11 protein-coding genes and 1 pseudogene are annotated in these 10,776 nt (G+C 73.0%); 7 read left to right on the top strand and 5 right to left on the bottom strand.

Annotated features, from left to right (window positions below; all coding sequences use genetic code 11):
• A partial coding sequence (gene lpdA / locus NBZ85_RS20580; RefSeq protein WP_261562426.1) for a dihydrolipoyl dehydrogenase occupies window positions 1–1,398 on the top strand: 1,398 nt, incomplete at its 5' end.
• 310 nt (window positions 1,399–1,708) lie between these two features.
• Here lpdA and NBZ85_RS20575 read toward each other — a convergent pair.
• The gene (locus tag NBZ85_RS20575) at window positions 1,709–2,188 is read right to left on the bottom strand and encodes a MarR family winged helix-turn-helix transcriptional regulator (RefSeq protein WP_261557064.1); all 480 of its coding nucleotides are present in this window, start codon (window positions 2,186–2,188) and stop codon (window positions 1,709–1,711) included.
• A gap of 73 nt (window positions 2,189–2,261) precedes the next feature.
• Between NBZ85_RS20575 and NBZ85_RS20570 the strand changes: the two genes are divergently transcribed.
• On the top strand, window positions 2,262–3,725 hold the full coding sequence (locus tag NBZ85_RS20570; RefSeq protein WP_261557063.1) for an MFS transporter: 1,464 nt from the start codon (window positions 2,262–2,264) through the stop codon (window positions 3,723–3,725).
• A 58-nt stretch (window positions 3,726–3,783) separates the two neighbouring features.
• Here NBZ85_RS20570 and NBZ85_RS20565 read toward each other — a convergent pair whose 3' ends face one another.
• Window positions 3,784–4,443 carry a Zn-ribbon domain-containing OB-fold protein gene (locus tag NBZ85_RS20565; RefSeq protein ID WP_261557062.1) on the bottom strand — a complete coding sequence of 220 codons (660 nt, stop codon included), beginning with the start codon at window positions 4,441–4,443 and terminating at the stop codon, window positions 3,784–3,786.
• 535 nt (window positions 4,444–4,978) lie between these two features.
• On the opposite strand from NBZ85_RS20565, the gene NBZ85_RS20560 reads away from it, so the two are divergent.
• Window positions 4,979–5,914, top strand: a complete 936-nt coding sequence (locus NBZ85_RS20560; protein ID WP_261557060.1) for an NAD(P)-dependent oxidoreductase — start codon at window positions 4,979–4,981, stop codon at window positions 5,912–5,914.
• Window positions 5,915–6,462: 548 nt separating this feature from the next.
• On the opposite strand, the pseudogene NBZ85_RS20555 reads toward NBZ85_RS20560, so the two are convergent.
• Window positions 6,463–6,750, bottom strand: a pseudogene (locus tag NBZ85_RS20555) (glycosyltransferase); the annotation flags it as partial.
• A gap of 73 nt (window positions 6,751–6,823) precedes the next feature.
• Between NBZ85_RS20555 and NBZ85_RS20550 the strand changes: the two are divergent.
• Window positions 6,824–8,065 carry a hypothetical protein gene (locus NBZ85_RS20550; protein ID WP_261557058.1) on the top strand — a complete coding sequence of 414 codons (1,242 nt, stop codon included), beginning with the start codon at window positions 6,824–6,826 and terminating at the stop codon, window positions 8,063–8,065.
• Window positions 8,066–8,118: 53 nt separating this feature from the next.
• Here the strand turns inward: NBZ85_RS20550 and NBZ85_RS20545 are convergent, their stop codons facing one another.
• Both NBZ85_RS20545 and NBZ85_RS20540 read right to left on the bottom strand, forming a co-directional pair.
• Window positions 8,119–8,703, bottom strand: a complete 585-nt coding sequence (locus NBZ85_RS20545; RefSeq protein WP_261562425.1) for a shikimate kinase — start codon at window positions 8,701–8,703, stop codon at window positions 8,119–8,121.
• Between the two features lie 83 nt (window positions 8,704–8,786).
• Window positions 8,787–9,797, bottom strand: coding sequence for a LysR family transcriptional regulator (locus tag NBZ85_RS20540; protein WP_261557056.1), 1,011 nt, complete (start codon window positions 9,795–9,797; stop codon window positions 8,787–8,789).
• Between the two features lie 44 nt (window positions 9,798–9,841).
• Between NBZ85_RS20540 and NBZ85_RS20535 the strand changes: the two genes are divergently transcribed.
• The 3 genes from NBZ85_RS20535 to NBZ85_RS20525 are packed head-to-tail and all read left to right on the top strand — an operon-like array spanning window position 9,842 to window position 10,625.
• Window positions 9,842–10,003, top strand: a complete 162-nt coding sequence (locus NBZ85_RS20535; protein ID WP_261557055.1) for a hypothetical protein — start codon at window positions 9,842–9,844, stop codon at window positions 10,001–10,003.
• A complete protein-coding gene (locus tag NBZ85_RS20530) occupies window positions 9,985–10,125 on the top strand; it encodes a hypothetical protein (RefSeq protein WP_261557054.1) in 141 nt (46 codons plus the stop codon). Before NBZ85_RS20535 ends, NBZ85_RS20530 begins: the two co-directional genes overlap by 19 nt.
• Before the next feature lie 14 nt (window positions 10,126–10,139).
• Window positions 10,140–10,625, top strand: coding sequence for a nuclear transport factor 2 family protein (locus NBZ85_RS20525; RefSeq protein ID WP_261557051.1), 486 nt, complete (start codon window positions 10,140–10,142; stop codon window positions 10,623–10,625).
• Window positions 10,626–10,776 lie beyond the last annotated feature (151 nt).

Below are 10,776 nucleotides of genomic sequence, written 5' to 3'. Positions count from 1 at the left end.
GAACATTTCGACGTGGTGGTTCTGGGTGCGGGTCCGGGCGGGTACGTGGCCGCGATCCGCGCCGCCCAGCTCGGTCTGACCGCGGCCGTGGTGGAGGAGCGGTACTGGGGCGGGGTCTGCCTGAACGTGGGCTGCATCCCGTCGAAGGCGCTGCTGCGCAACGCGGAGCTTGTGCACACCCTCACCCACGAGGCCAAGACCTTCGGGATCTCCATCAACGGAGAGATCACCTTCGACTACGGTGAGGCGTTCCGCCGCAGCCGCAAGGTCGCGGACGGCCGGGTCAAGGGCGTCCACTACCTGATGAAGAAGAACAACATCACCGAATTCAACGGGCGCGGCACGTTCACCGACGACCACACCCTGTCGGTCGCCACGTCGGACGGCTCGACCAGGACGGTGACGTTCGACCACTGCATCATCGCCGCCGGCGCGACGCCGCGGCTGCTGCCGGGCACGTCGCTGTCCGAGCGGGTCGTCACCTACGAGCAGCAGATCCTCAGCTCCGAGCTGCCGCGCAGCATCGTCATCGCGGGCGCCGGGGCGATCGGCGTCGAGTTCGGCTACGTGCTGCGCAACTACGGCGTCGACGTCACGATCGTGGAGTTCCTCGACCGGGTGGTGCCGTTGGAGGACGCCGAGGTCTCCGCCGAGCTCGCCAAGCACTACAAGAAGGCCGGCATCACCATCCTGACCTCGACCCGCGTCGACTCGATCGACGACTCCGGCGACACGGTGAAGGTGACCGTGACCGGCAAGGACGGCGTGTCGAAGGTGCTGGAGACCGACAAGGTGCTCCAGGCGATCGGCTTCGGGCCGAACGTCACCGGCTACGGGCTGGAGAACACCGGTGTGGCGCTGACCGAACGCGGCGCCATCGACGTCGACGGCTACTGCCGCACCAGCGTCCCGCACATCTTCGCCATCGGCGACGTGACGGCCAAGCTCATGCTCGCCCACGCCGCCGAGGCCATGGGCATCATCGCCGCGGAGACGATCGGCGACGCCGAGACCTACCCGCTGGACTACGTGATGATCCCGCGGGCGACGTACTGCCAGCCGCAGGTCGCCAGCTTCGGCTACACCGAGGCGCAGGCGCGCGACGCCGGTTACGACGTGCAGGTCGCGAAGTTCCCGTTCTCGGCGAACGGCAAGGCGCACGGCCTCGGCGAGACCGCCGGCTTCGTGAAGATCCTCAGCGACGCCAAGTACGGCGAGCTGCTCGGCGCGCACCTGATCGGCCCGGACGTCACCGAGCTGCTGCCGCAGCTGACCCTGGCGCAGCGCTGGGACCTCACCGTCGCCGAACTCGCCCGCAACGTCCACGCCCACCCCACCCTCGGCGAATCGGTCAAGGAGGCTCTCCACGGCCTCGCCGGCCACATGATCAACATGTGACGTTCGTGGCCTGGGTCGGGAGGCCACGTCCTGGTCGAGACGGTCGTAGCGGGGCCGGGGCGGAGACCGCGGGAGGCAGGGGAAATCGGAGCTTCCCGTCACCGCGTTGCGGGAGATCCACGAACTGAACGCGATCACTTTCCTCTGCGCACGACATCTGCGCGCCGACGGCATCACCTGTCAACGCCCTGTCACCAGGCTCCTGCACCGTCGACCTCAAGGCCACACCACCGCCAACGAAGGCGGCGCACGCATCGCGGCACCTGTCTGGTGTCCGCCATCCCTGGTGACCGCGGAGGACTGCTCGCCGTCAGTCGGGGGCGCCCTGTTGCCGCCATGCCTGCGTGGCGTGCCGCATCAACACTCCGGTCGCGAGAGCGCGCAGTTGCTCGACCTCGGCGGTGGGCAACCCTGCGAACAGCTCGGGCTCCGCCTCGTCGAGCAGCATCTCGGCCTGGCGCAGCAGGCGCTGGCCGGCCTGGGTGATGGTGAGGATCTGGCGGCGCCGGTCGCGCGGGTCGCGGTCGCGGCGGATGAGCTCGGCTGTCTGCAACCGGTCGAGGAAGGACACCAGGTCCCCGCTGTCGAGGTCGAGACGGGCGGCGACGTCGCGCTGGATGGCCGGGCCGAACTCGTCCAGGCAGCACAGGATCGCGTGCTGGTGCTGGTTGAGGCCCAGGGTCGCCAGCCGCTCGGCACAGTGCGTCCGGGAGAGGGCGGCGAGCCGGGCGAGCACGAAGCTCGTGCGATGACGCAACGCGGCGGGCAGCAGAGCGTCGGACACCGTCATGATCCCCATCCTATCCGTCGGTCACTGGCACCCCTATTCATTGGCAATGCCAGCGATTGGTATAACCAGCGGTATGCCTTTCAAGGAAGATCCCGACGGTCGGCTACTGCTACCGGTAGTGCTCGCCGCCTACGTCCTGTACGGCTTCGACGCCAACGTGGTGAACGTCGCCATCCCCGACCTGCAACGCCGACTCGGCGCCGGACCCGCGGCGCTCGAACTCGTCGTCGGCGGCTACGTGTTCACCTACGCGGCGGGGGTCGTCACCGGCGGGCGGCTCGGTGACCTGTTCGGCCACCGCCGCCTGTTCCTCGCCGGGGTGACCGGCTTCGCCGCGGCCTCGCTGCTGTGCGGGCTCGCGCAGGGACCCGTCGGGCTGGTGGCGGCCCGGATGGCGCAGGGCCTGACCGCGGCGGCGATGGTCCCCCAGATCCTGGCCCTGGTGACCGCGTCGTTCACCGACGCCGAGCGCTCCCGCGCGTTGGCCTGGTACGGGGTGGCCGGCGCGGTCAGCGGGATCGGCGGGCAGGTACTCGGCGGGCTGCTGCTCGATGCCGACGTGTTCGGACTGGGTTGGCGGGCCGTCTTCCTCGCCACCGCGGCGGCCGGCGTCGCCGTCGTCGCGGTGGCGGCGCGGGTGCTGCCCCGCGCCGAGCGGCGGCCCGCCGCCGGGCTGGAGCTGGATGTCCCCGGGGCGGCCGGGATCTCCGGCGGGCTCGGGCTCGCGCTGCTGCCGCTGGTGATCGGGCGCGAGACCGGCTGGCCGCTGTGGGGCTGGCTGCTGCTGGCCGCCGCCGTCCCCACGCTGGCGGCCGCGGTGCGCTGGGAACGGTCGGTGGCGCGCGGCGGCGGACAGCCTCTGGTCGATCCCGCCCTGTTCCGCGCCGCGACGTTCGCCACCGGTCTCGCGGTGAACGCCGCGTTCATGGCATCGTTCAGCAGCTGCCTGTTCGTACTGAGCCTGCTGTTGCAGGCGGGACTCGGGCTCGGTCCGCTGGCGGCCGGGCTGGCGTTCGCGCCGATGGGCCTGCTGGCGATCGGCAGCTCGTTCCTGGGGCGCCGCCTGGTCGCTCGACTCGGCCCGGCAGTGCTGTTGGCCGGCTGCGCCGTGACCGCGCTGAGCTTCCTGATCATGGCGGTGGCCCTGCACACCCATCCCGCCGGCTTGTCCCCCGCCTGGCTCGTCGTTGGAATAGCCGGGATCGGGGCCGGCAACGGGCTGATCCTGCCCTCCCTCGTCGGCGCGCCGTTGGCCGACGTCCCCCGCGAGCGGTCCGGCGTCGCCGCCGGGGTCCTGACCACCGCCCAGCAGTTCGCCAGCGTCATCGGCGTCGCCGTTCTCGGCGCGGTGTTCTTCGCCCGGCTGGGCACCCATCCCGACCGTGGCGCGCATATCCGCGCCGCCGAGTCCGTGTTCTGGCTCGGCCTTGCCCTGGTCGTGGTGATGACCGCCCTGGTGGCTCGCCTCGCCTGGCTAGATCCCGCCCGACGCCGCGGCCGGCCGACGGCTGCTCCTTCGGCGTTTGTCGAGTTGTGATCTTTGAAGCCCGCGAAGCGGATGAAGCGGAGACCCGCGGGACCGCTGTAGAGGCGCCCTAGCGGGCCCCGACGGCGGCCGGCTGGCGCGGGCGAAAAACGACGCTGGGGGTGTCCGCGCCGGGTCGGACGTGGAAGGCCGCGCGGACGGGCTGGCCGATCCTCGCCTCCCCCGGCGTGACTCCGTCGAGCCGGCCGGGCAGCCGGACTCCCTCGTCCAGGGTCACCAGCGCGAGGACGTACGGCGGGCGGCCGGCGAACGCGGGCATGCTGGGATGGCGGACGACGAGGTAGCTGTCGACGACGCCGAGGCCGCCCGCCGGTTCGAAGACGGTCGGCCCCGCGCAGTGCCGGCAGCGTTCCAGCCGCGGTGGCAGCCAGCTCCGGCAGTCCAGGCACCGGGACAGCACGAACCGCTCCTCCCGCAGCGCCGCCCACAGGGGCCCGGTGCCGTCGTCGTCGTCCGCCGGCGTGACGCTGTTCCGCGGAACACCATGATCGCTATCGATGTCGATGTCGCTGTCGATGTGGCCGGAGTCGGGGCCCGTCGGTGGCCCGGCCGGCACCACTGGCCGTGGCAGAGCCACGGTCGGCGCCTGGTCGCCGAGGTCCGGCTCGGCAACGGGATCGGCGGTCCCCACCGCCGCGCCGCCCTGCGTACTCGGTGGATCCGCGGCCGCCACGTCCGCCACGTCCGGTGAGTCCGTGACGTCCGCCACGGCTGCGACATCCGATGAGTCCGCGATCGGCGGCGCATCCCCAGCCGAATCCTGCCGGGTGGCGGGGACCGCGGGTGGCGCCGCGGTCGCGGAGCTGCTCGAGGGAATCACCCTGACCGACGGGATCCTGGTGGACGGGGGGCTGGTGGGCGCAGCGTCGGCCGCCGTCGACAGGTCGGCCTCGCGAGAGACCGGGCGAAGGATGCGCACGTGGGGTTGACCGCTGATCATCTGCTCCGCACCGCCGTTCTCACCGACTCATCTCCCAACTCCGCCGACGCACCGCTGTCGGGGCCCGCACCGGCGATGACGAACACCGCCTCGGCGTCGCAGACCCCGCCGACGGCGTGGCGTACGACGCCGCCTACCCACCATGGTGGTTCATTTGAGGGAGGTACGCCTCAGACACGGACTCCCCGCGCGAATCAGTCGTCGGCGGACGCGGCCGCACCGCGGAAGGCAGCACCGGTGCCCGCGCTGGGATGACCGGGCAGCATGGAGCGCGGAAACCAGCAGAAAGTCAGTGAGGTGCCGCATGACCGACACGGTGGGAGACCCCGGCCGTCAGCTTCAGGCCGGGGAGGAGGTCAGGGTCGCGATCGTGAGCCCCGGTGCGATGGGCTCGGCGCTGGGGCGCGGCTACGTCGAGGGCGGCGCCCGGGTGCTGGCCTGCGTGGTGGGCCGTTCGCAGCGGACCCGCGCGCTCGCGCACGGCCTGGAGCTCGTCGACTCGCTGGACGACGCCGTCGGCGCGGCCGACATCGTCCTGTCCGTGGTCCCACCGGGCGAGGCCGTCGCGGTGGCCCGTGCCATCGGCCGCTCGGCCGCCGCGACGGGGGTGACCCCGCTGGTCGCCGACCTCAACGCGATCGCCCCTGCCACGGTCGACCGGGTGGCGGCGGCGCTGGCCGGCCTGGACTTCGTCGACGGATCGATCTCCGGCCCGCCGCCGGACCGGGCGTCCGGGCGCGGGCGCACCCGGCTGTACCTGAGCGGGCCACGGGCCGGGGAGATCGCCGCGCTGGTCCATCCCCGGCTCGAACCGCGTGTCCTGACCGGTGCGGTGGGCGCCGCGAGCGCGCTGAAGATGAGCACGGCGAGCCTCTACAAGGGGCTCGCCGCCCTGTTCCTCCAGGCGACCGCGGCGGCCCAGCAGGCCGGGGTGCTGGACGCCATGCTCGACGATCTGGCTCCGACGTTCCCCGACCAGGTCGGCGCGCTCGGGTCGTGGCTCGCGCTGTCCGCGAGCAAGGCGGACCGCTACGTCGACGAGATGCGCGAGATCGCCGCGACCCAGGCCGCCGCCGGCCTGCCGCCGGAGCTGTTCGAGGCGATGGCCACGGTGTGGGAGCGGGTCGCTCGGTCCTCGCTCGGAGCGCTCACCCCGGAGGAGGCGGGCGGCCTGGCGGATGCCGCCGAGGTGATCCGCGCCCTCGACCTGCCCGCCGCCGGCCATCCGCCCGAGCTCTGAGACCAGGAGCGTCCCACCCTCTCCGACGACCGGACCGCGGGCCGTCGGGGTGCACGTGGGTTGGCGGTCTTCCCGGTTATCGGTCTTCCCAGGCAGGCCCGGCGGCGAGGAGGGCGGCGCGCTGCCAGATGAACAGATACTGCGCCCCCCCCCCCGGAGAAATTGCTGTTCTGACAGGAACGTTGTGCGTCGTGGCGGCGGTAGCGCAGGGTCGGAAGGTCGAGCAGTATTCCGGTGGCGAGGGCGGAGCCGGCGATGAGGGTGGCGGTGTCCTCGACGCCGCGCAGCGCCGCCCATCCCCCGACGGCGAGGAGCAGGGTGCGGCGCCACATAACCCCGGCCGGATGCACCGGCGGCAGGGTGCGGTCGGGCAGGGCGGACACCCACGCGACGGCCAGCGCACCGCGGGCCAGCGGCCCGACGGGCACGGACAACGGCAGGGTGTGCAGGGAGCCGTCGGCGTGCAGGTCGCGGGCGTGACCGATCGCGTAGCCCGCGGTGGGATGGGCGGCGAGCGCACCGCGTAGGGCGGCGAGTGCGTCGGGTTCGAGCTCGTCGTCGGCGTCGAGGTTCTGGACCAGTGGCGCGGTGCACCCGCCGAGGGCGATGTTGCGGGCGACCCCGGGGCCTTCCCGGGTGCCGTGCGCGGCGATCTGCACCCGGCCGTCGGCCGCGGCCCCGCAGGCGGTCAGCGTGTCGAGGACCTCACCGGGCGGCCCGTCGATCTGCACCCGCCACGTCCAGTGGGGATGGTGCTGCCGACGCAGGGAGTCCCACGCCGCCGGGAGGTAGCTCGCGTACTCGGCGTGCACCGCGGTGACCACATCGACCCGCATGTTCGCAGTATGTACCGATCCGGCCCGCAGGCCTGTGGTACATATCCGGAGAAGATCCGACGGAGGGGGCCAGGTGGACGTCGCCTCGATCCATGCGCGGCTCGGTCAGGCAGCCTCCGCCGACTCCCGCGAGTTGGATCGGGTCTGCGAGGACGTCGCCGCCGAGCTGATCGACGCGGACGTCGAACCCCCCTTCCAGATTCCGTCGGCGGACTTCGTCACCGATGCCTGGCTGATCTGCGCCGACCGGTACTGGCGCCGCCGGTTCCTGCGCGAGCCCACCGTCGAGGTCGCGGCCCGCTGCGCCCGCTGGCTGTACGACCACACCGAGCCGCCGATCCGCCCGGGCATCATCGAGAAGTGGTCGCTGGGCTACGCCTTCATCACCAAGGACACCGTCGAGTCCCGCCACGACCTCACCCTCGCCACCGGCCGGATCGTCGAGACGACCCAGGGCTCGGCCGACCTCTGCTCCTTCGCCGCGCTTTACCATGCCGGCAAGCTCCGCGCGAACTTCTGGTTCGACGAACTCCGCCAGTTTCTCGAATCCTCCCTGCTCGCCGTCGCCGCCGGCCACCACCGCGACGACCCCCTGTTCACCGGCCTGCGCGCCTTCGCCGCGTTCGGCAGCCGCACCATCACCACCAGTCACGCCCTCGACCTCCTCGACACGGCCTGGGACGCCACCGGCCGCACCCGGGCCGTCGTCGACGTCTGCCTGGGCGCCCTCGCCGCCGCCCCGCCCTTCCCCGACCAGGGCGAACAGCTACGCCGGCGCGCCACCGCCGCCGTCGCCGAGTTCCCCGACGACCATCTGTTCCGGTTCCGTCTCGCCTGCGGTCAGCGCCTCTGCGGCGACTACACCGCCGCGCTGGCCACCATTGACGCCGCGCTGCGCCTGCTCCCTGCGATCGGCACCCGGATCAGCCACCAGCTCCTCCAGGAGCAGTACCTACGCGAGCGCGACATCATCCAGAAGGGGTTGGAACTCGCCGCCTGGACCGCCAGCCAGCAGACCCGCTGGCGCGATCAGGACACCGCCAACCGGGACCTGCGCCGGACGCTGCAGACCTCCGCCATCCGCGCCGTCGAACTCGTCACCGTCTTCACCGCCGCGATCGCCTTCGCCGTCGGCTCACTGCAGATCACGCTCACCGGAACCCTCGGCTTCCGCGACCGCGCGCTCCTGCTCGTCATCCTCGGCGCGGGACTCCTGCTCTTCGCGTTCGCCATCATCATCGGTACCTGGATCATCACCGGCCGACACCACCCCGATCCCGACACCAGTCCGCCGGCCAGAACCAGCAGGTCCTGAACCCGGACGCCCCGGAGCAGGGACGCGTGATCCGCGGCGTCAGTCAGCCGGCGTCAGTCAGCCGGCGCCGAGCAGGCGGCGCCGAGCAGGCGGGCGAGCTCGGCGGCGATCTCCTGCGGGTCGCGGCCGTCGGTGTCCACGACGTCTCCGAGGCGGCGGTAGGCGTCGTCGCGGGCGGCGAACATCGCGGTCAGGGTGCTCAGCAGATCGCCGTCGAGCCAGGGCCGGCCCTGGCCGTGACCGACCCGGCGGGCCAGGGTCTGCGGGCTCGCCCGCAGGTAGACGACGCGGCCCGCGGCGGTGATGCGGGCCAGGTCGTCGCGGTTGTCGGCGACGCTGGCCGCGATCCCGGCGACGTACGGCACCGGGGCGTCGAGCAGGGCGCGTAGCTGGCGCGATTCCTGGGCGTGCAGGGCCTGGCGGCCCAGGCCGGCCAGGGCTGGCGCGTCGAGCCCGGTCCGCTGTTGGAGCAGGGCGTCGTTGTCCAGGTAGGGCCGGCCGAGCCGGTCGGCGAGCGCCCGACCCACCGTCGACTTGCCCGAGCCCATCAGGCCGACGAGGAAGATCCGCTCGGCGGCGCCGGTGTCGATGGCAGGCCGCGGCTCGGGAGCAGGGCGCTGATTGCCGAGGTGGGTCATACTTCCCGCCTTCCTGGCATATGGTCTCCGGCCCCTGTACCCGCTCCGGCTCCTGTACCCGTCGCGCCTGGCGGGAGGGGACCTCAAACCGCGAGTAGTTGCGCCTGGTCGGCGTCGGGGAGCCAGTCGCGGCCGGGGGTGTACTCCAGCCAGCGGCGACGGGCAGCGGTCTCGGCGAAGGCGTGCAGCAGGGCGCGGCCCGTGGCGCAGAGCTCGCCCCGCCACAGCAGCGACCAGGCGTACAGCGGCGTCGGGTCCACCAGCGGCACCACCCGCAGGCCGGCGTCGGCGGGCAGCGGCAGGTCGGCGGGCAGCAGGCAGACGTAGCGCGGGTCGGCGCGGGGCCGTTCCAGCAGCGGTTCGAGGCCGAGATTGGCCGCCGCCGCCTCGGCCGTGATCCCGAAGCGGCCGGCGAAGCGGCGTAGGAAGTCAAGCCGGTCGAGGGCCGCCGGGCACCACAGGACGCTGCCTCGCAGCTCGAGGGGACGCAGCTGCCCGGCGCCGGCCAGCGGATGGGCGGGGTGCAGGACCACGTCGAGCGGCTCCAGCCGGACGAGCCGGTGGGCGAGCGCCGGTTCGAGGCCCTCGCCGATGCACTCACCCTCACCGATGCCGATGCCGTCGCCGATGCCGACGGTTTCGCGCGTGGCGGTCGCGTGGACGCGGCCGAAGCCGAGATCGATCGATCCGCGGGTCAGCGCGTCGACGGCGGTGGGCAGGTCGCGGCTGGCGCCAAGTTCCACGGCGAGCGCCGGGGCATCGCCGAGGACGGCGCGCAGGGTGCGCATCGGGCCGTACAGGTGGCCCCACACGTCGACGCGCAGCGGGCGGGTCTGCGCTCTGGCCGCGCCGACGGCCCGCTCGCCGGCCCGCAGCGCCGCCCGGGCCGGTTCGAGGAATCGCCGCCCCGCGCCGGTCAGCTCCACCGCGTGGCCGCAGCGGTGGAACAGCGCGACACCGAGGGCGTCCTCCAGCCGGGCGATCCGTTTCGACAGCGCCTGCTGGGTGAGGAACAGCCGCCGGGCCGCCCGGCCGAAATGCAGCTCCTCGGCCGCCGCGACGAACGCCCGCGCCTGCCCCAGGTCGAGATCCACGGCTCCTACCATGGCCGACCACCACCGGTTGTCAAGGCGGACGGATGGCTGTTGGCCGGCGCCGACGGTCAGCCGGCACGCTGGCCGGCATGCTCGCCATGACACCCGCCGAACCGGCCACCGTCACCCGCGCCGACGTCGACCCGCCGACGCCCCGACCGCATGAGGCACTGGTCAAGGTGGCGGCATGCTCCGGCTGGTGGTGACCGGCCGGCTGCACCCGGAGATCGGCCTCGTCACCGACTGGGTCGACACCGCCGACGTTCTCGTACGGCTCCGCGACCGCCGCCTCCGCGGCAACGCCGTTCTCACCCTGGAGGAACAGTGACCCCTGGAGGAACAGTGACCCCGAACCCGGCCGACCCCGCGGCCGCCGACCCTGTGACGGCCGTCCCTGTGACCGCCGCCTCCGCACCGGGCGGCCCGGCGGGCGACGATGCCCGCGCCGTGGTAGTCCGCTATGTGGAGGCGGTCCGCGACGGCGACGCGGCGGCGATCCGCCGCAGCTTCGCCGCCGACGCCGCCTGGTACTACCCGGGAAGCCTGCCGATCTCGGGTGAGTGGCGGGGACGCGACCGCATCGTCGACGACTTCCTCGGTGGGATGGCCGGGCGGCTGCAGGCCGGCGCGCCGCTGCTCATCGAGCTGACCGACGTCATCGCCGAGGGCCCGCGGGTCGTCGCCACCTGGACCTCCCGGGGCACCGCCGCGAACGGCGAGCCGTATGACAACCGCTGCCTGGGCATCTTCGAGGTCCGCGACGGACGCATCAGCTCCGTCCGCGAGTACGCCGACACCGACCACGTCGCGCGGGTCCTGTTCCCCTGACCGGCGGGGCTCAGCCGAAGGCGCCCTGGGCGCGGTAGTCGTCGACCGTGGTGGCGTCGAGGCCGAGGTCGCGCAGCACCTGCTCGGTGTCGGCGCCGAGGTCGGGGGCGCGGGTGCGGGCGCGGGCGGGTTCGCCGTCGAACTGGTAGGG

Source organism: Frankia tisae, from assembly GCF_025403405.1.
GTDB lineage: Bacteria > Actinomycetota > Actinomycetes > Frankiales > Frankiaceae > Frankia > Frankia tisai.
Note: the sequence above shows the minus strand (reverse complement) of the source record. Positions and strands in the feature narration are given on the sequence as shown.

What these genes read in the sequence shown, in the direction of transcription:
- NBZ85_RS20560 (WP_261557060.1), top strand. Translation starts at nt 4,979, where the DNA reads ATGACCGACACGGTGGGAGACCCCGGCCGTCAGCTTCAGGCCGGGGAG.
- NBZ85_RS20535 (WP_261557055.1), top strand. Translation starts at nt 9,842, where the DNA reads ATGGCTGTTGGCCGGCGCCGACGGTCAGCCGGCACGCTGGCCGGCATG.
- NBZ85_RS20570 (WP_261557063.1), top strand. Translation starts at nt 2,262, where the DNA reads ATGCCTTTCAAGGAAGATCCCGACGGTCGGCTACTGCTACCGGTAGTG.
- NBZ85_RS20545 (WP_261562425.1), bottom strand. Translation starts at nt 8,703, where the DNA reads ATGACCCACCTCGGCAATCAGCGCCCTGCTCCCGAGCCGCGGCCTGCC.
- NBZ85_RS20575 (WP_261557064.1), bottom strand. Translation starts at nt 2,188, where the DNA reads ATGACGGTGTCCGACGCTCTGCTGCCCGCCGCGTTGCGTCATCGCACG.
- NBZ85_RS20530 (WP_261557054.1), top strand. Translation starts at nt 9,985, where the DNA reads ATGCTCCGGCTGGTGGTGACCGGCCGGCTGCACCCGGAGATCGGCCTC.